General features: G+C 61.0%; 11 protein-coding genes. 5 read left to right on the top strand and 6 right to left on the bottom strand.

What is annotated here, in order from left to right:
* Position 1 precedes the first annotated feature (1 nt).
* Together waaF and glnE are read right to left on the bottom strand one after the other, a co-directional pair.
* Positions 2–1,036: a lipopolysaccharide heptosyltransferase II gene (waaF, locus tag EJD88_RS22640; RefSeq protein WP_158879081.1), complete on the bottom strand. Its 1,035-nt coding sequence runs from the start codon at positions 1,034–1,036 to the stop codon at positions 2–4.
* 54 nt (positions 1,037–1,090) lie between these two features.
* Positions 1,091–4,030: a bifunctional [glutamate--ammonia ligase]-adenylyl-L-tyrosine phosphorylase/[glutamate--ammonia-ligase] adenylyltransferase gene (gene glnE, locus EJD88_RS22635; protein WP_158879080.1), complete on the bottom strand. Its 2,940-nt coding sequence runs from the start codon at positions 4,028–4,030 to the stop codon at positions 1,091–1,093.
* Positions 4,031–4,413: 383 nt separating this feature from the next.
* On the opposite strand from glnE, the gene aceE reads away from it, so the two are divergent.
* The 4 genes from aceE to msrA all read left to right on the top strand — a co-directional run bounded on the left by aceE (position 4,414) and on the right by msrA (position 12,437).
* Positions 4,414–7,059 (top strand): pyruvate dehydrogenase (acetyl-transferring), homodimeric type, encoded by a 2,646-nt coding sequence (gene aceE, locus EJD88_RS22630; protein ID WP_099583732.1) that lies wholly within the window; start codon positions 4,414–4,416, stop codon positions 7,057–7,059.
* An 11-nt stretch (positions 7,060–7,070) separates the two neighbouring features.
* Positions 7,071–8,720, top strand: a complete 1,650-nt coding sequence (gene aceF / locus EJD88_RS22625) for a dihydrolipoyllysine-residue acetyltransferase (RefSeq protein WP_099583733.1) — start codon at positions 7,071–7,073, stop codon at positions 8,718–8,720.
* Between the two features lie 303 nt (positions 8,721–9,023).
* Positions 9,024–11,717 (top strand): bifunctional diguanylate cyclase/phosphodiesterase, encoded by a 2,694-nt coding sequence (locus tag EJD88_RS22620; protein WP_158879079.1) that lies wholly within the window; start codon positions 9,024–9,026, stop codon positions 11,715–11,717.
* Between the two features lie 72 nt (positions 11,718–11,789).
* On the top strand, positions 11,790–12,437 hold the full coding sequence (msrA, locus tag EJD88_RS22615) for a peptide-methionine (S)-S-oxide reductase MsrA (protein WP_112193089.1): 648 nt from the start codon (positions 11,790–11,792) through the stop codon (positions 12,435–12,437).
* Positions 12,438–12,566: 129 nt separating this feature from the next.
* Here the strand turns inward: msrA and EJD88_RS22610 are convergent, their stop codons facing one another.
* Entirely contained in the window at positions 12,567–13,403 is an 837-nt protein-coding gene (locus EJD88_RS22610) for a 23S rRNA (adenine(2030)-N(6))-methyltransferase RlmJ (protein WP_016975658.1), read from the bottom strand.
* A 173-nt stretch (positions 13,404–13,576) separates the two neighbouring features.
* On the opposite strand from EJD88_RS22610, the gene EJD88_RS22605 reads away from it, so the two are divergent.
* Positions 13,577–14,854, top strand: a complete 1,278-nt coding sequence (locus EJD88_RS22605) for an O-acetylhomoserine aminocarboxypropyltransferase/cysteine synthase family protein (RefSeq protein ID WP_150677445.1) — start codon at positions 13,577–13,579, stop codon at positions 14,852–14,854.
* On the opposite strand, the gene EJD88_RS22600 is transcribed toward EJD88_RS22605, so the two are convergent.
* The 3 genes from EJD88_RS22600 to putP form a co-directional block, all read right to left on the bottom strand.
* The gene (locus tag EJD88_RS22600; protein WP_158879078.1) at positions 14,840–15,565 is read right to left on the bottom strand and encodes a DUF4123 domain-containing protein; all 726 of its coding nucleotides are present in this window, start codon (positions 15,563–15,565) and stop codon (positions 14,840–14,842) included. The two genes, EJD88_RS22605 and EJD88_RS22600, sit on opposite strands and share 15 nt — an antisense overlap.
* 15 nt (positions 15,566–15,580) lie before the next feature.
* Complete coding sequence (locus EJD88_RS22595; protein ID WP_158879077.1) at positions 15,581–17,596, bottom strand: type VI secretion system tip protein VgrG; 2,016 nt, start codon at positions 17,594–17,596, stop codon at positions 15,581–15,583.
* A gap of 203 nt (positions 17,597–17,799) precedes the next feature.
* Entirely contained in the window at positions 17,800–19,284 is a 1,485-nt protein-coding gene (gene putP / locus EJD88_RS22590) for a sodium/proline symporter PutP (RefSeq protein WP_099583739.1), read from the bottom strand.
* Positions 19,285–19,609: the final 325 nt, after the last annotated feature.

Here is a 19,609-nt window from a genome sequence, read left to right as displayed (position 1 = left end):
CTCAGTGAACCTCGACCGCAGTGCCCTGCAACCGCTGCAAAGCTTCGTTCACCGGCTGTGGCAGCAACTGGCGCATGCAGTTGTAATGGCCGAAGCGGCAGGTTCGGTCAAAGCACGGGCTGCATTCCAGGCCCAGGCGCACCACTTCGACCTTGTCCGCCAACGGTGGAGTAAACCCTGGGGAAGTCGAGCCGTACACCGCCACCAACGGGCGGTTCAGCGCCGCCGCCACGTGCATCAGGCCGGAGTCGTTGGACACCACCGAATCTGCGCAGGACAGCAGGTCAATCGCCTCGGCCAGCGACGTGTCGCCACTGAGGTTGACCGACTCTTCGCGCAGGCCGGGAATCAGGCGCTGGCGAATCTCTTCACCCACCGGGTGATCTTTTTTCGAACCGAACAACCACACCTGCCAGCCTTCGCGAATCTTCATCTCGGCGACTTTGGCGTAGTGCTCCGCCGGCCAGCGCTTGGACTCGCCAAACTCCGCGCCTGGGCACAGCGCCAACACCGGGCGGTCCAGGGTCAGGCCGAACTTGGCCAGGGCCGCGTCGCGGGTTACCGGGTCGATCTGCAGGCTCGGGCGCGGGTACGGCTTGGGCAGCTCCGCGCCAGGCTCATACGCCAACGCCATGAAGCGTTCGATCATCAGCGGGTAGCGCGCTTTATCCAATGTGCGCACATCGTTAAGCAGCACGTAGCGAAACTCGCCGCGCCAGCCGGTGCGTTTGGGGATGCCGGCAAAAAACGGCACCAGCGCCGATTTCAGCGAGTTGGGCAACAGGATCGCCTGGTCGTACTGGCCGGCCAGGGATTTGCCGATGCGACGACGGGTGGCCAGCTCCAGGGCGCCGTGGCCGAGCGGGAAGCTCAAGGCCTTGCGTACTTCGGGCATGCGCTCAAGGATCGGCCGGCTCCACTCAGGGGCGAGCACGTCGATCTGGCAGTCTGGATGGCGCTGGCGCAGGCACTGGAACAGTGTCTGTGCCATCACCATGTCACCAACCCAACTGGGCCCAACGATCAGAATATTCATGTAGTTTCCACAAACGATGCGGGGAGGCTTATGCCTCCCCGCCCTAATAGTGTTTCAGCTCAACCCCAGCGCCTGCCAGATGCGCATCACCTGTCGCCGTTCATCGGCGAACTGATCCCCCGCCACCGTACCGGCCTCGTTCTGCAAGGCCTGGCGATGTGCAGCGGAACGGTAGGCCTTATACACCTCGCGCAGTAGATGGGCATCGGCGGCGGGCATCAACCCCACCTGCTCCAGGCCTTCCAGAATGCGGATATTGTCGGTGTAGCGCAGCAACGACGGGTGCTGGGCAAACCACGCCAAAGCCGCGTATTGCACCATAAATTCAATATCGACGATACCTCCGGCGTCCTGCTTGAGGTCGAACACCGCCGCAGCGTCGAACGCATTGGCGCCGGTACCGGCCGTAGTGGCCTTGGTGCCCAGGTTGTCACGCATTTTGGCGCGCATCTCGCTGACCTCCTGGCGCAACTTCGCCAGGTCTCGTTCACGTCCCAACACTTTAGCCCGTACCTGCTCGAACGCACGCCCCACATCCTGGCTGCCCACCAGCACCCGCGCGCGGATCAGGGCCTGATGTTCCCAGGTCCATGCTTCATTTTGTTGATAGCGGTCAAATGCGCCGAGAGAACTCACCAGCAAGCCTGACGCACCGGAAGGCCGCAGGCGCATGTCCACTTCGTACAGTTGGCCGGAGTTGGTCTGGGTGGTCAGCAGGTGAATGATGCGTTGGCCCAGGCGCGTGAAGAACTGCGCGCCGTCAATCGGTTTGGCGCCATCGGTCTCGGCCTGCGGGTCGCCATCGTGGATAAACACCAGGTCCAGGTCCGAACCATGCCCCAACTCGATGCCGCCGACTTTCCCATAACCGACAATGATGAACCCAGGATCGCACAGGGTGCCGTCCAGCCGCTGCGGCGAGCCATGGCGCGCCACGGTCTGGCGCCAGGCCAGGGCCAGCACTTGTTCGAGGATGGCTTCGGCGAGCCAGGTCAGGTAGTCACTGACTTTCATCAACGGCAGGCTGCCGGCGATTTCCGAGGCGGCCACGCGCAGGCGGTGGGCGAGCTTGAAGTGACGCAGGGCTTCCATCTGCTGCTCAAGGTCGTCTTCGGGGATGCGCGTGAGGCGCTCGCGCAACTCAGCGGCGAGTTCCGGCGCCAAGGGCGGCTTGAACAGACGACCTTCGTTGAGCAGCTCGTCCAGCAACAGCGGGAAACGGGTGATCTGCTCGGCAATCCACGGGCTGGCCGCGCAGAGGGTCAGCAGGCGGCGCAGGGCATCGGGGTTCTCCGTGAGCAGGACCAGATAGGCGGAGCGGCGGGCGACGGCCTCCACCAGTGGCAACACGCGCTCCAGCACCAAGTCCGGATTGGCATGTTCGACGGCCTGGGCCAGCAGACGTGGGATAAACGCATCCAGACGCTCACGGCCGAGGCGCTGCATCGCACGTAACTGCGGGCTGCCGCGCAAACCCGCCAGGGCCTTGAGCGCCTTGGGCGCGTCGGTGAAACCGCCTTCGGTCAACTGGCGGCAGGCGGCGTCTTCATCTTGGGATTCTTCCCACAGTGGCAACCACTCACCGCCTACGACCAACTCGCTTTCTTCGCCCTCTTCTTCATCCGGGTCGGCAATCACCTGGCGGAAGTGCCAGTCCACCCGGCCACGCCAGTACATCAGGCGCTCATGGAATGCGGCCCAGTCGGCAAAGCCCAGCATGAAAGCGATGCGCGCCTGGTCTTCCGGGGTGTTGGGCAGCATCTGGGTCTGGCGGTCGGCAATCGCCTGGATCGCGTGTTCGGTGTAGCGCAGGAATTCGTAGCCATTGCGCAACTCGGCGATCACCGCCGGCGGCAGGTAACCCTGGCCTTCCAGCGTGCCAAGCACTTTGAGCAGCGGGCGCTGCTGCAGGCTCAAGTCGCGACCGCCGTGAATCAACTGGAACGCCTGGGCGATAAACTCCACCTCACGGATGCCGCCAGAGCCCAGCTTGATGTTGTCGGCCATGCCTTTGCGCCGCACTTCCTGCTGGATCAACTGCTTCATGGTGCGCAGCGCTTCGATGGCGGAGAAGTCCAGGTAGCGGCGGTACACGAACGGTCGCAGCATATCGAGCAACTGCGCACCGGCCACCTGGTCGCCGGCGACTACACGCGCCTTGATCATGGCGTAGCGTTCCCAGTCGCGGCCCTGATCCTGGTAGTACTGCTCCAGCGCATTGAAGCTGAGCACCAGCGCACCCGCCGAACCGTAGGGACGCAAGCGCATATCGACGCGGAACACAAAACCGTCGACGGTCATTGGGTCGAGGGCCTTGATCAGTTTTTGACCAAGCCGAATGAAGAATTCCTGGTTATCCAGTGAACGCTTCACGCCCACCGTCTCGCCGCCTTCGGGGTAAGCAAAGATCAGGTCGATATCCGACGAGAGGTTCAACTCCACCGCGCCGAGCTTGCCCATGCCCAGGATGACCATGTGCTGCGGCTCGCCGCTGCGCCGGCCAGTGGGAGTACCGAACTGCACGCAGTGGCGCTGGTACAACCATTGATAGGCCTGGTCGATGCTGGCGTCGGCCATGTCGGAAAGATCGCGGCAGGTCTGCACCAGATCTGCCTGGCGGGTCAGGTCGCGCCAGATAATCCGTACTTGCTGGCGCGTGCGCTGGCGACGCAAGACGCGGCCCAGTTCGTCTTCTGTTTCAGCCTGTTGCACAGCGCCTGCAATCTGCCCGCACAGCTCGCCCGGCGCAAAGCCGCGGTCCAGCTCGCCCCAGGCCGCCAGCTCCAGCAACATCAAAGGGTCACGAACACTCTGTTCAATCACGAAATCACTGGCGGCGCACACGCGGGTGAAGTCGGCCCAGCGTTGCGGCGTCCACTCAGAAAGGCCATGATCGTCGTCCAGCGCGGCCACTGCGTCACGAAATGACTGCTCGGCCCGCTGGGCAATTGAAAGGAGAATGGCCGGCAATTCGGCCAGCGTTGGAAGGCTCATGGTCTATCCTTGATCGGCGCGCAAATGGCTTGTAGTTGTGAACGCAAGCACGGCGCTCGATGAAGGACTGTCGAACAAAGGTTATAAATAGCTGAAAATTGATAATTTTTGGCAGGTAACATTAAGCTCATACCTTTTCTTGTTCGCAAAAGATCAACAATAACGATTATGCTCACCAGCCAGACCGAGCCATACGCTCAGTCTTGTGTAGTTTTACTACTCGTATATACATTCGAAAGGCTGAAATGGCCGACGATTTGTAGTAAAACTACAGGACGCCGAAGCAACCTTCGGCCATCCAAGAATTTATGTCGTCTGCCCACAAGGCCAGTCGCAAACTTCAGGCAACCGATTCTGGTAGCCTTTCCGCCCTGGAGCAAGCCATGCAAGACCTCGATCCCGTCGAAACCCAGGAATGGCTGGACGCCCTGGAATCGGTTCTCGACAAAGAAGGCGAAGACCGTGCTCACTACCTGATGACCCGTATGGGCGAACTCGCGACCCGCAGCGGCTCGCAGTTGCCTTACGCCATCACCACGCCATACCGCAACACCATCCCCGTTACCCACGAAGCACGCATGCCTGGCGACCTGTTCATGGAACGCCGCATTCGCTCGCTGGTACGTTGGAACGCCATGGCGATGGTAATGCGCACGAACTTGAAAGATTCGGACCTGGGCGGTCACATCTCCAGCTTCGCTTCCAGCGCAACCCTGTATGACATCGGCTTCAACTACTTCTTCCAGGCCCCGACCGACGAACACGGCGGCGACCTGATCTACTTCCAGGGCCACACCTCGCCAGGCGTCTACGCCCGTGCGTTCATGGAAGGTCGCATCACCGAAGACCAGATGAACAACTTCCGCCAGGAAGTGGACGGTGGCGGCTTGTCGTCCTACCCACACCCTTGGCTGATGCCTGATTTCTGGCAGTTCCCGACCGTTTCCATGGGTCTGGGTCCAATCCAGGCGATCTACCAGGCTCGCTTCATGAAGTACCTGGAAGCCCGTGGCTTCATTCCGGAAGGCAAGCAGAAAGTCTGGTGCTTCCTGGGCGACGGCGAGTGCGACGAGCCGGAATCCCTGGGCGCCATCTCCCTGGCCGGCCGCGAGAAGCTGGACAACCTGATCTTCGTCATCAACTGCAACCTGCAGCGCCTCGACGGCCCGGTTCGCGGCAACGGCAAGATCATCCAGGAACTCGAAGGCGTGTTCCGCGGTGCTCAGTGGAACGTGACCAAAGTCATCTGGGGCCGTTTCTGGGACCCACTGCTGGCCAAGGACGTTGACGGCATCCTGCAACGTCGCATGGACGAAGTCATCGACGGCGAGTACCAGAACTACAAAGCCAAAGACGGCGCGTTCGTACGTGAACACTTCTTCAACACGCCTGAACTCAAGGCGATGGTTGCAGACCTGTCCGACGACGAGATCTGGAAACTCAACCGTGGCGGCCACGACCCGTACAAGGTCTACGCGGCATACCACGAAGCGGTGAACCACAAAGAACAACCGACCGTCATCCTGGCCAAGACCATCAAGGGTTATGGCACCGGTGCTGGCGAAGCGAAGAACACTGCGCACAACACCAAGAAGGTTGATGTTGAAAGCCTGAAGCTGTTCCGCGACCGCTTCGACATCCCGGTCAAGGACGAAGAGCTGGAAGACCTGCCGTTCTTCAAGCCAGAGCCAAACAGCGCCGAAGCCCGCTACCTGAGCGAGCGCCGCACTGCCCTGGGCGGTTTCGTACCCCAGCGCCGCGCCAACAGCTTCGCCGTACCGACTCCGGACCTGAGCACCCTCAAGGCCATCCTGGACGGCTCGGGCGACCGTGAAATCTCCACCACCATGGCCTTCGTGCGGATCCTCGCGCAGCTGGTCAAGGACAAGGACATCGGCCCGCGCATCGTCCCGATCATCCCGGACGAAGCCCGTACCTTCGGTATGGAAGGCATGTTCCGTCAGTTGGGCATCTACTCCTCCGTCGGCCAGCTCTACGAGCCAGTCGATAAAGACCAGGTGATGTTCTACAAGGAAGACAAGAAGGGCCAGATCCTCGAAGAAGGCATCAACGAAGCGGGCGCCATGAGCTCCTTCATCGCTGCCGGTACTTCGTACTCCAGCCACAACCAGCCGATGCTGCCGTTCTACATCTTCTACTCGATGTTCGGCTTCCAGCGCATTGGCGACCTGGCTTGGGCAGCAGGCGACAGCCGTACCCGTGGCTTCCTGATCGGCGGCACCGCCGGCCGCACCACGCTGAACGGCGAAGGCCTGCAACACGAAGACGGTCACAGCCACATCCTGGCTGCCACCATCCCGAACTGCCGCACCTTTGATCCAACCTACGGCTATGAGCTGGCGGTGATCATCCAGGACGGCATGAAGAAGATGACCGAAGAGCAGCAGGACGTTTTCTACTACATCACCGTGATGAACGAGTCCTACCAGCAGCCAGCCATGCCGGCCGGTGTCGAGGAAGGCATCATCAAGGGCATGTACCTGCTCGAAGAAGACACCAAGGAAGCAGCGCACCACGTGCAACTGATGGGCTCCGGCACCATCCTGCGCGAAGTGCGTGAAGCGGCGAAGATCCTGCGTGACGAGTTCAACGTCGGCGCCGACGTATGGAGCGTTACCAGCTTCAACGAACTGCGTCGCGACGGCCTGGCCGTAGAGCGCAGCAACCGCCTGCACCCTGGCCAGAAGCCAGCGAAGAGCTACGTCGAAGAGTGCCTGGCTGGCCGTAAAGGTCCAGTCATTGCCTCTACCGACTACATGAAACTGTTTGCTGAACAAATTCGCCAGTGGGTCCCGTCCAAGGAATTCAAAGTCCTGGGCACCGACGGTTTCGGCCGCAGTGACAGCCGCAAGAAGCTGCGTCACTTCTTCGAAGTCGACCGTCACTTCGTGGTGTTGGCAGCCCTGGAAGCCTTGGCTGACCGTGGTGAGATCGAACCAAAGGTAGTGGCTGACGCTATCGTCAAGTTCGGGATCAACCCGGAAAAACGCAACCCACTGGACTGCTGAGGAGATTTTTTGTGAGCGAACTCATTCGCGTACCTGACATCGGCAGCGGTGAAGGTGAAGTAATCGAGCTGTTTGTGAAGGTCGGCGACAAAGTCGAAGCCGACCAGAGCATCCTGACCCTGGAATCGGACAAGGCGAGCATGGAAATCCCTGCTCCCAAGGCCGGCGTGGTCAAGAGCCTGAAAGTGAAGCTGGGCGACCGCCTGAAAGAAGGCGACGAACTGCTGGAACTGGAAATCGAAGGTGCCGCTGATGCGGCCCCTGCGGCTGCCCCGGCTGCCGCTGCTGCACCCGCACCTGCCGCTGAAAAGCCTGCCGCTGCTGCCGAGGCCCCAGCGGCACCGGCTGCTGCACCGGCCGCTGCCTCTGTTCAGGACATTCATGTTCCGGACATCGGCTCGTCGGGCAAGGCAAAGATCATCGAGTTGCTGGTCAAGGTCGGCGACACCGTCGAAGCCGACCAGTCGCTGATCACCCTGGAGTCCGACAAGGCCTCCATGGAAATCCCTTCGCCGGCTGCCGGCGTGGTGGAAAGCATCGCAGTCAAGCTGGAAGACGAAGTCGGTACCGGTGACTTCATCCTCAAGCTGAAAGTACAAGGCGCCGCACCGGCTGCCGCTCCAGCACCTGCCGCTGCTCCGGCTGCTGCAAAAGCTGAAGCTGCACCGGCCGCCGCCCCTGCACCTGCTGCAAAAGCCGAGGCCGCACCGGCCCCTGCTGTTGCCGCACCTGCGCCAAGCGGCGCCAAGGTTCACGCCGGCCCGGCGGTACGCCAACTGGCCCGTGAATTCGGCGTCGAGCTGAACGCCGTATCGGCCACTGGCCCACACGGCCGTGTGCTGAAGGAAGACGTGCAGGTTTACGTCAAGGCCATGATGCAGAAAGCCAAGGAAGCTCCGGCTGCCGGCGCTGCTACCGGCGGCGCAGGCATTCCACCGATTCCGGTCGTGGACTTCAGCCGCTTCGGCGAGACCGAAGAAGTGCCGATGACCCGCCTGATGCAAATCGGCGCGTCGAGCCTGCACCGCAGCTGGCTGAACATCCCGCACGTGACTCAGTTCGACCAGGCCGACATCACCGACCTGGAAGCTTTCCGCGTTGCGCAGAAAGCCGTGGCCGAGAAGGCTGGCGTGAAACTGACCGTGCTGCCGCTGCTGCTCAAGGCCTGTGCACACCTGCTCAAGGAACTGCCGGACTTCAACAGCTCGCTGGCGCCAAGCGGCAAGGCGATCATTCGCAAGAAATACGTGAACGTCGGCTTCGCGGTAGACACTCCTGACGGCCTGCTGGTACCGGTCATCAAGAACGTCGACCAGAAGAGCCTGCTGCAACTCGCTGCTGAAGCGGCTGCGCTGGCTGCCAAGGCCCGCGACAAGAAGCTGACCGCAGACGACATGCAAGGCGCCTGCTTCACCATCTCCAGCCTCGGTCACATTGGCGGCACTGGCTTCACGCCAATCGTCAACGCGCCGGAAGTGGCGATCCTGGGTGTTTCCAAGGCCACCATCCAGCCAGTCTGGGACGGTAAAGCGTTCCAGCCGAAGCTGATGCTGCCACTGTCGCTGTCCTACGATCACCGTGTGATCAACGGCGCGGCCGCTGCACGCTTTACCCAGCGTCTGAGCCAGCTGTTGAATGACATCCGTACTATCTTGCTGTAAGTCTCTACGGGCCTCCCCTTTACCGGGGAGGCCTGGTTGCACCGATTTCCGAGCGCCACGCTCGTACCTCAACCCCGTCAATTTGGCGGGGCTTTTTTTGCTTTTTTGTACAGACAGAACAGGGTTGTACACCTTCTGTCAGCGCGCCTACAGAAATCAGCCGTCCGGCCGATAACCCACTTATAGCACTTAGCCTTCATCCTCTCTTGTCAGTCTGTGCTGCATGATGCAACCTTGCCACAGGCAATAGAAAAGAGGGCGTGAGCCCGGCGCCGTGCGCGTTATTTGAAGTGAGTTCCCCCCATGAAAAGCCAACCCGATGTCGCCCGTATGGCGGCCGAGGTAGTGACGCAGTTACCGGTGCCTTCGCGCCTCGGTATGCTGCGTTTCGAGCGGCTTAATGAGGCTAGCTGGACCCTCCTGTACCTCGACCCCAATTGCGAGCGCCAATTCGGCCTGCCGGCGGTTGAGTTGTGCGCCCTGCTCGGCACGCCCTATGCCAGCCTGATGGAACCCCAGGCCCGCTATCAACTGCACGACACCATCCAGCAGCAACTGACCCAGAGCCCTCACTACCTGGTGCGCTACACCCTGCACACCAACGACGGCCCCCTGAGCCTGCTGGAAATGGGCGAGGCCTACAAACAACACAATCGTCACCTGCTGCGCGGCTACCTGATGGTGGTCGATGGCCTGTTCAGCGAACTGCCCTTGCTCCTTCCGACCGAAGACCTGGAAAGCCAGAACAGCCGCCTGCAAATCGCCCTGGAGCTCAACCAACGCGCCCAGCAGGAGCAACTGCAGCATCTGGAACGCGTGCGCGCCCAACAGGAGCTGATCCTGCTACTGGCGCGCCAGCGCTACACCGTCAACAATTCTTTGCAGGAAGCCGCCGAGCTGATCACGCGCAGCGCCTGCGATATCTACCAGATCGACTGCGCCAGCATCTGGAACCTCGAAGGCCAGCGCCTGGTGCCCATCTCGGCTTACCACCGCGACGACCAACAGCACCATCTGCCCGAGCCCATCGATGCCAGTTGCTTCCCGGATTATCTGGAAGCCTTGCACAGCAGCCGCGCCATCGACGCCGCCAACGCCATGCGCGACCCGCGCACCCGCGAGATGGCCGAGAACCTGCGCCATAGAGACATCCACGCCATGCTCGATGCGAGCATCCGCGTCGACGGCCAGGTGGTCGGCGTATTGTGCCTGGAGCAGTGCGGCAGCCCGCGTGACTGGCAGGCTGACGAAATCGCCTTCGCCGGCGAGCTCGCGGACCAGTTTGCGCAAGTGATCAACAACCACAACCGCCGCACCGCCACCAGCGCCCTGCACCTGTTCCAGCGGGCCGTGGAGCAAAGTGCCAACGCCTTTCTGCTGGTCAACTGCGACGGCGTGGTGGAGTACGTCAACCCGAGCTTTACCGCGATCACCCAGTACAGCGCCGAAGAAGTCCACGGCCACCGCCTGGCGCAACTGCCCGCGCTGGAAAACCTCAGCGAATTGCTGTTCGACGCGCCGTCGAGCCTGGCCAAGAGCAACAGCTGGCAGGGCGAATTCAAGAGCCGGCGCAAGAACCTCGAACCCTACTGGGGCCAGTTATCGATTTCCAAGGTGTATGGCGATAACCGTGAGCTGACGCACTACATCGGCATCTACGAAGACATCACCCAGACCAAGCTGGCCCAGCAGCGCATCGAGCGCCTGGCGTACACCGACAACCTGACCAACCTGGGCAACCGCCCGGCGTTTATCCGCAACCTCGACGAACGCTTTGCCCGCGACAGCGACAGCCCGATCAGCCTGCTGCTGGTAGACATCGACAACTTCAAGCGCATCAACGACAGCCTCGGCCACCAGACCGGCGACAAGCTGCTGATCAGCTTGGCCCGACGCCTGCGCAACAGCCTGAGTGCCGGCGGCAGCCTGGCGCGCTTTGCCAGTAACGAGTTCGCGGTGCTGCTCGACGACACCGACCTGGAGAGCGGCCAGCAGGTTGCCAGCCAACTGTTGGCGACCCTCGATAAACCCATGTTCGTCGACAACCAATTGATCAGCGTCACCGGCTCCGTAGGCCTGGCCTGCGCGCCGCTGCATGGCCGCGACCCGCAGACCCTGATGCGTAACGCCGGCCTGGCCCTGCACAAGGCCAAGGCCAACGGCAAACACCAGGTTCAGGTGTTTACCGAAGCGCTGAACGCCGAGGCCAGCTACAAGCTGTTCGTGGAAAACAACCTGCGCCGCGCCCTGACCCAGAATGAATTGGATGTGTTCTACCAACCCAAGCTGTGCCTGCGCAGCGGCCGCTTGCTGGGCATGGAAGCGCTGCTGCGCTGGAACCACCCGGAAAAGGGCATGATCCGCCCCGATCAGTTCATCAGCGTGGCGGAAGAGACCGGGCTGATCATCCCCATCGGCAAATGGATCGCGCGCCAGGCCTGCCGCATGAGCAAGCAACTGAGCGCCGCCGGCATGGGCAACCTGCAGGTGGCGATCAACCTGTCACCCAAGCAGTTCTCCGACCCGGACCTGGTGGCGTCGATTGCCACCATCCTCAAGGAAGAAGAGCTGCCGGCCAATCTGCTGGAGCTGGAGCTGACCGAAGGCCTGCTGCTGGAAGCCACCGAAGACACGCGCCTGCAACTGGACCAGTTGAAGAGTTTCGGCCTGACCCTGGCCATGGACGATTTCGGCACCGGTTACTCATCGCTGAGCTACTTGAAAAAATTCCCCATCGACATCATCAAGATTGATCGCAGCTTTATCCACGAAATCCCGGACAACCAGGACGACATGGAAATCACCTCCGCCGTGATCGCCATGGCTCACAACCTCAAGCTCAAGGTCGTGGCCGAAGGCATCGAGACCGCCGAGCAACTGGCGTTCCTGCGCCGCCATCGCTGCGACGTGGGCCAGGGCTACCTGTTCGACCGGCCCATCCCCGGCGCAGAGCTGCTTGAGATGCTCAAACGCTACCCGCGCGGGCCAATCGCCTGACAGCGCGGTAACACTCGGGCACACTGGCTGTCTGAATTCTTACCTTACTCAATCTGACTGAGAGGACTGATCATGGTCTTGCGCTCGGAAATCCTGGTGAACAAAAACGTGCTGCCTACTCAAGAACAAGCGTTGCCTGGTCGTGAAACCCCGATGAACTTGCCGGAGACGCACTTCGTCAACGGCAACCCGCTGCTGGGCCCATTCATGGACGACGTCGGCTTTGCGATCTTCGGCCTGGGCTGCTTCTGGGGCGCGGAGCGCAAGTTCTGGCAGCGCGATGGCGTGGTCAGCACGGTGGTCGGTTACGCGGGCGGCTTTACGCCGAACCCGACCTACGAAGAAGTCTGCTCGGGGCTGACCGGCCATAGCGAAGTGGTGCTGGTGGTGTATGACCAGGCCAAAGTGAAATACGAAGACCTGTTGAAGATGTTCTGGGAATTGCACAACCCGACCCAGGGCATGCGCCAGGGTAACGACATCGGCAGCCAGTATCGGTCGGTGATCTATGCGACCACGCCGGAGCAATTGGCGGCGGCAAAGGCCAGCGCCGAGGCTTATCAGCAAGAGCTGACCAAGGCCGGCCTGGGTGATATCACCACGGAAATCGAGGAGGCGCCGACCGTGTTCTTCGCCGAGGCGTATCACCAGCAGTACCTGGCCAAGAATCCGCAGGGCTATTGCGGGATTGGCGGCACAGGCGTGACCTGCCCGATCTAAGATCAACATGAATCAAAATGTGGGAGGGGGCTTGCCCCCCGATGGCGGAGTATCAGTCAGTACATCTGTAGCTGACCCACCGCTATCGGGGGCAAGCCCCCTCCCACATTGGTTTAGCGCCAGACTTGGTTACTCGGCAATAAGCCAATCCATCTGCCACCCACCCTGGGTCTGGCCAAGTTTCTTGGACAGCCATGGCAGTAGTTCGCGCAACTCTTCTTCCAAGCCCCACGGCGGGTTGGCAATCGCCAGGCCCGAACCCGTCAGGGTGTTGGGCGTGTCCAGCGGATGCACCAGCAACTCCACACGCAGCAGCTTCGGCGCGCCGGTGCCGGCCAGGTCCTGGTAGAAGCGGCGCAACATGCGCTGATCTTTCACCGGGTACCAGATCGCCGCGACGGTCTGGCGCATGCGGCTGACGGCTTCCTTGAGGGAAGCGGCGCAGCGTTGCATCTCGTCGAGTTTTTCAAACGGCGGGTCGATCAGCATCAGCGCGCGTTTTTCCGGCACGGGCAGCAAGGCGCGCGGTACATGCCAGCCTTCGCCCAAGTGCACTTTGACCCGGCGATCACCTTTCATGTTGTCCTTGAGCAGCACGCCGTCTTCCGGGTGCTTTTCATTGAGCAGCACGCGGTCCTGTGGGCGCGTCAGGCGCCGTGCCAGTTCCGGCGAGCCTGGGTAGTAGCGCAACTGACCGTCCGGGTTCATCTCGTGCAGCACGCGCATGTAATCGGCTGTCAGCGGCGGCAGATCGCTTTCGCCCCACAGGCGCGCGATGCCTTCCAGGTACTCACCGGTGCGGTTGGCCTGATCGCCTTGCAAATCGTACAGACCAATCCCGGCGTGGGTGTCGAGGTAGGCGAACGGCTGCTCCTTGCGCGACATCAGGGCGATGAGGCGGGTCAAGGTCAGGTGTTTGAAGACATCGGCGTGGTTGCCGGCGTGAAAGGCGTGACGATAATTCATGGTTGCTCCTGCGCAGGGGGCGAAGTTTACCTTCTACGAGGGCAAAGGTGCAGGGCGGCGTGCCGGGCGGTGCTTATGCCCTAAAGCCAGGACGCGGGCTGAAAAAAATCTAATGGCTGGCCCAGGGCGGATTTATTGTGGCGATCCACTATCCAGGGAGGTCAATAACAATCATGAAAGACGCCACCATCGCACTGCACCACGCCTTCAAGTCGGATCCGACCACCAAGGCCGTCGCCGTGCCGATCTACCAGAACGTCGCATTCGAATTCGATAACGCCCAGCACGGTGCCGACCTGTTCAATCTGGACGTGCCCGGCAATATCTACACACGCATCATGAACCCCACCAATGATGTGCTGGAGCAACGCATCGCCGCCCTCGAAGGGGGTATCGCGGCCCTGGTCGTGTCGGCCGGCAGCGCGGCCATTCACTACGCGATCCAGACCCTCACCCGCGCCGGCGACAACATCGTCACCACTCCGCAGCTCTACGGCGGCACCTACACGCTGTTCGCCCATTTGCTGCCGAGCTTTGGCGTCGACGTACGTTTCGCCCGCGACGACAGTGCCGCTGCCATCGCCGAATTGATCGATGACAACACCAAGCTGGTGTATTGCGAAAGCATCGGCAACCCGGCGGGCAATATCATCGACATCGAGGCCCTGGCGGACGTCGCCCATGCCCGAGGTGTGCCGCTGATGGTGGATAACACCGTGGCCACGCCCATCCTGTGCAAGCCGATCCAGTTCGGCGCCGACATCGTTGTGCACTCGCTGACCAAATACATCGGCGGCCACGGCAACTCCCTGGGCGGTGCGATCGTTGACAGCGGCACCTTCCCCTGGACCCAATACCCGGAAAAATTCCCCGGCCTCAACCAGCCCGAGCCGGCTTACCACGGCGTGGTCTACACCGAAAAATTCGGCCCAGCCGCCTTCATCGCCCGCGCCCGCACGGTGCCGTTGCGTAACACCGGCGCAGCCCTGGCGCCCATGAACGCCTTTCTGCTGCTGCAAGGCTTGGAAACTCTGGCCCTGCGCATGGAGCGTCATACGGAAAACGCCCTCAAGGTCGCGCAGTTCCTGCAAGGCCATGCCGATGTGGAATGGGTCAGCTATGCGGGGCTGCCGGACCACCCCCATCACGCATTGGCGCACAAATACCTGCAAGGCAAACCCTCGGCGATCCTGTCCTTCGGCCTGAAGGGCGGGTACGCAGCAGGTGTACGCTTCTACGATGCGCTGCAAATTTTCAAGCGCCTGGTGAATATCGGTGACGCCAAGTCCCTGGCCTGCCACCCCGCGTCCACCACCCATCGACAGATGAACGAACAGGAACAGGCCAAGGCGGGTGTGAAGCCGGAGATGATTCGCCTGTCAGTGGGCATCGAAGCGATTGAAGACTTGATCGACGACCTGCAACAGGCGCTGGGCTCAACTCAACTCTAAGGCCAGGTAATCGGTGAGCGCCTCATGGCTGATATCCGGCCGACGGGCACAGTAGGTGACCTTGTGCTGCAAGGTCGCCGGTGTGAACGCGGTGTACAGGTCGGGGCGCTGCTCTTGCAGCCATTGCAGCAGGTTGTCGATCAGGGTTTGCAGTGATTGCCCTGCCAAGTGCGCCTGCAGCGCTGCTGGGACTCGCCACCAAGGGCTGGCCTTGGCCTCGGTCGCTGGCCCCGTTGCAACCGTGAGCGGTTGGCCATTGATCAGGTACCGCTGAAAAACCGGCAACACGCTTGCCGCCTCATCACCCAAGCCCTGCAACATCGGCAGAAACTGGGTGCCATCCCAGAATCGCAAAAACACCTCTTGGCCGTCCGGCAGGTAGACCTTGGTCAAGCTTTGCAGGTGCGTGAGCACGGGTTCCAGCGAACTGGACGACACCGCCAGCCAACCCCAATCCAGGGCTTCAGTGGTTGCCACCCATTCGAGGAATGCACTGTCAGGCGAGACAATGCCTACGTAAGGCATGACCTCCTCCCATTCTGCGTAAGCCGTGCCAGCCCAGATGGGTTGGGGCAGCATTCCAGCTGCGGTGGCTCGCCAGGCGGCAAGCGGCTTGGCGTCGCTGGCAGCGCCCAACACCACGAAGAGCTGCTCATTCGCAAGCAAAGGAGCCTGTGCCAGCCAGGCGCTGGGGGCCAACCGTTCAGACATGGGGATAAATTCCTTTTAAGGCTGAGTTGAATGGGTGACAGCGCACCGCCCGTTCCTGCAACGCTCACATTCCTCACAAAAGGGCGCACTACGTTTCAAGCTGGCCACCTGCACCAGGCTGAGCGGCGCGGGGATTATCGCCAGCAGTTTTTCCTGAATCCCCGGCATCAACGGTGCCGCCGCCGGAGCAGGCCCGCCGCCAAGCTGGATCGGCACGCTGCTGAAAATACCGCCCGCCGAAAGGGTGATCGATTGCCCGCCCGCCTGAATCGTCACGCTCGCCCCGGCGTCAATCACAACGCTTTGCCCTGCGCCGATCTGAATGGTCTGCCCGGCGCGCATCTGCTGCGAACCACCAACGACCAAGTGATCATCCTGCTTGAGTTCGATCAGGCGGTTGCCGTGGGTAATGCGCTGCTCTTCACCTTGCAGTTCATGGTGCGACTCGCCGCCCACCCTGATGCGACGCTGATTGTCGACCTCCACCCGCTGGTCATGCAGCACATGCTGGGTAAAATCCCGCTGGGCGCGCAGGTAGATTTCCTCGGCGCCCTTGCGGTCTTCGATGCGCAGCTCGCTGTAACCGCCGCCGCCGGGGCTGCTCTGGCTACGGAAGACACTGCGGGTCTTGTCTGCGGGCAGGTCGAGGGGCACCGCCGTCGCCGCATTGGGCAGGCAACCCATCACCAGCGGCATGTCCATATCACCATTGACGAACCCCACCAGCACTTCCATACCCACTCGCGGAATAAGTACCGCACCATAGCGGTCATGGGCCCAACCGCTGGCCACCCGCAGCCAGCAGCTGGAATGGTCGTTGTGCTCCCCGAGTCGATCCCAGGCCAGTTGCACCTTGACCCGCCCGTATTCGTCACAATGAATTTCACTGTCGACGGGGCCAGTCACCACAGCGTTTTGATAACCCGCCAATGTCGGCCGCGGTTGCTCGGGCAAGGGCGGGCGAAAGATCACGTCCCACGGTGAGGCAACAAACTCATTGCGATAACCCTGACGAAAATCGCCACCGGCAACCTCGGTCACAGCCTCCTCCAGCACCTGGGGTTGTTTGCCTTCGTGGGTAACGTGCGTCACTAGCCACAAGTCATTCCATGCGTCACGCGGGTGACCGGCCAACGTGAGGAAATGGCCGCAGACCAATGCGGGATCATCACCGCTGCCACGGGCAATTCGATAGTCGCTACGGTGCCGCTCCAACACCCGTTGCGCGAGGTATTTACCGTGGGGCCGATCAGAAAAGTGACCGGGGTACCCCTGCTCTTCAAGCCGTGGCGAGTGTGCGCCGGCAACGCCACTCTCCAACACCAGGTTCGGCTTACGGAAATCGTAGTCGCGCAGGTTGACCGCCGTGGTGCGGGTTGCCAGTTGCACCACAAAGCGCTTGATCGCAGGCGTATCCGCCACCATCCCGGAACCTGGCTGATAGGGCGTCGGCTGGTCTGGCTGGGCGAACACGGTCTGGTCATCGCCAAACACCAGCAGATGCCGTTCGGGCGAGTGCCGGAAGTGATAGTGAATACCCTGCTCGGCACATAGCCGCTGAATGAAGGCCAGGTCGCTTTCACCGAATTGCACGCAATACTCGCGCTCGGGGTAATCGCCACTCAGGTGAAACTCGAATTGGTCGGCATGGCCCCCCTGCTCCGCCAGCACCAGCGCAACGATCTGCGGCACTGTCTTGTGCTGGAATATGCGCTGGTGACTGCTGTGCTGCAGATACGCAAGCTGCGGCACGAGCTGGATCTGATAACGCGTCAGGCGCCGCCCGGAATCGCCCTGCGCCACCCGATAGACCAGGCCATGAATGCCATGCCCCTGGTCGTCGAAACCGAGATAGACCTGGCGATGCAGCAGGCTCTCCAAATCGAGGTCGGGCTGCTCACTGACCAGCTCCAGGTCAAAACAATAGGGCTGGCTGACGGCTTCGGCGCCGTGAAACTCAAATACCTTGAGTTCACTCGGTTCCCCGTCAAGGGTCAGGGTAAAGGCACATTGATTGGCAGGAGCGAACATCCGGTGTTTCTCTGCGAGGGGTAGGCGGTGGATTCTGCACCACTGCCTTGCCCTGCAGAGCGCGCGTCCGATAAATCAGTAAAGCCCTACACATGGGCGTATGAATCGCCCTCAACCCGTGAAAAAACACGCACAAAAAAAGGCCCGCCATCCGTAGGACGCGGGCCTTTTTTCAACTCATCGGACGCTCAGCGCCAGACGAATTACTTGTTGAGGTTGTAATCTTTTTCCGCTGCATCAAAACGCTCAACCATACCGGCAGTCGGTGCGCCCATTTTGCTCACGAAGTAGATCGCGAGGCTGGCGAAGATGAAGCCTGGGATGATTTCGTACAGGCCCAACAGTTCGAAGTGCTTCCACACGATCACGGTGATCGCGCCGACCAGGATACCGGCCAGTGCGCCGTTGCGTGTCATGTCTTTCCAGATCACCGAGATCAGGACCACAGGACCGAATGCGGCACCGAAACCAGCCCAGGCGTAGCTCACCAGACCCAGTACACGGTTTTCCGGGTTGGCGGCCATGGCGATGGCGATCAGGGCAACCACCAGCACCATCAGGCGACCGATCCATACCAGTTCGAGCTGGGAGGCGTTCTTGCGCAGGAACGCTTTGTAGAAGTCTTCGGTCAGGGCGCTGGAGCACACCAGCAACTGGCAGCTCAAGGTACTCATTACAGCCGCCAGGATCGCCGACAGCAAGACACCGGCAACCCACGGGTTGAACAGGATTTTGGCCAGCTCGATAAACACACGCTCAGGGTTTTCGGTCACGGGACCTGCCACTTCCGGGTGCGCCGAGAAGTAGGCAATACCGAAGAAGCCCACGGCCACAGTACCGGCCAGGCACAGGATCATCCAGGTCATGGAGATACGACGCGCCTTGGCGATCGACTTGACCGAATCCGCCGCCATGAAGCGCGCAAGGATGTGCGGCTGGCCGAAGTAGCCCAGGCCCCAGCCCATCAGCGAGATCACGCCGATGAAGGTGGTGTTTTTCAGCATGTCGAAACTGGTTGGGTCCTTGGCTTCAATCGCCAGGAACGTGGTGTCAACACCGCCGGTGGCCAGCAGCACGATGATGGGCGTCAGGATCAACGCGAAGATCATCAGCGTGGCTTGCACGGTATCGGTCCAGCTCACTGCCAGGAAACCACCGATGAAGGTGTAGGCAATTGTCGCCGCAGCACCGGCCCACAGCGCCGTCTCGTAGGACATGCCGAAGGTGCTTTCGAACAGACGGGCACCGGCCACGATGCCGGATGCGCAGTAGATGGTGAAGAACACCAGGATCACCACCGCAGAGATGATGCGCAGCAGGCCGCTTTTATCTTCGAAACGGCTGGAGAAGTAATCCGGCAGCGTCAGGGCGTCACCGTTGTGCTCGGTCTGTACCCGCAGGCGACCGGCCACGAACAACCAGTTGAGGTAAGCACCGACGATCAGGCCGATGGCGATCCAGCTTTCCGACAGACCGGACATGTAGATCGCGCCCGGCAGGCCCATCAACAACCAGCCGCTCATGTCGGAAGCACCGGCGGACAAGGCTGTCACCACGCTACCGAGGCTGCGACCGCCCAGGATGTAATCGGAAAGGTTGTTGGTGGAGCGATAGGCCATCAGGCCGATCAGCACCATTGCTGCGATGTAGATCACGAACGTGATCAAGGTTGGATTACTAACGCTCATATGAGTGACGCCCTGGCTTTGTTTTTATGTAGCAGCGGTCTTACAGACGCTACCCACTGTATAGCTGGGTAAACGAACCTGTGTGCCGTGCATTTATGACTGACGTTTCCCCAGGAAAGCCGTCAGCCGATGAACCTCGTTTTACCGACGGTTGCACCTTGGTCGCGAATGCTATTCAACAAAGCAAATAAGGTGCAACCAGTTTCTTTCGAATAAGTTGCACCCAGATATGAAATCGACAAAACGCCCTGTTTTTGCTCCTTTTCGGAGCAAGAACAGCCGAAGTCAGAAGCAAATGCACCAAGACAAAGCGGATTCAGTTGTC

Source organism: Pseudomonas sp. PB105 (assembly GCF_009764655.1).
Classification (GTDB): Bacteria; Pseudomonadota; Gammaproteobacteria; order Pseudomonadales; family Pseudomonadaceae; genus Aquipseudomonas; species Aquipseudomonas cyclaminis.
The sequence above is the reverse complement of the archived record's forward strand: the minus strand, read 5'-3'. Positions and strand labels throughout refer to the sequence as shown.

What these genes read in the sequence shown, in the direction of transcription:
- glnE (WP_158879080.1), bottom strand. Translation starts at nt 4,030, where the DNA reads ATGAGCCTTCCAACGCTGGCCGAATTGCCGGCCATTCTCCTTTCAATT.
- waaF (WP_158879081.1), bottom strand. Translation starts at nt 1,036, where the DNA reads ATGAATATTCTGATCGTTGGGCCCAGTTGGGTTGGTGACATGGTGATG.
- EJD88_RS22610 (WP_016975658.1), bottom strand. Translation starts at nt 13,403, where the DNA reads ATGAATTATCGTCACGCCTTTCACGCCGGCAACCACGCCGATGTCTTC.
- EJD88_RS22600 (WP_158879078.1), bottom strand. Translation starts at nt 15,565, where the DNA reads ATGTCTGAACGGTTGGCCCCCAGCGCCTGGCTGGCACAGGCTCCTTTG.
- EJD88_RS22605 (WP_150677445.1), top strand. Translation starts at nt 13,577, where the DNA reads ATGAAAGACGCCACCATCGCACTGCACCACGCCTTCAAGTCGGATCCG.
- msrA (WP_112193089.1), top strand. Translation starts at nt 11,790, where the DNA reads ATGGTCTTGCGCTCGGAAATCCTGGTGAACAAAAACGTGCTGCCTACT.
- EJD88_RS22595 (WP_158879077.1), bottom strand. Translation starts at nt 17,596, where the DNA reads ATGTTCGCTCCTGCCAATCAATGTGCCTTTACCCTGACCCTTGACGGG.
- EJD88_RS22620 (WP_158879079.1), top strand. Translation starts at nt 9,024, where the DNA reads ATGAAAAGCCAACCCGATGTCGCCCGTATGGCGGCCGAGGTAGTGACG.
- aceE (WP_099583732.1), top strand. Translation starts at nt 4,414, where the DNA reads ATGCAAGACCTCGATCCCGTCGAAACCCAGGAATGGCTGGACGCCCTG.
- putP (WP_099583739.1), bottom strand. Translation starts at nt 19,284, where the DNA reads ATGAGCGTTAGTAATCCAACCTTGATCACGTTCGTGATCTACATCGCA.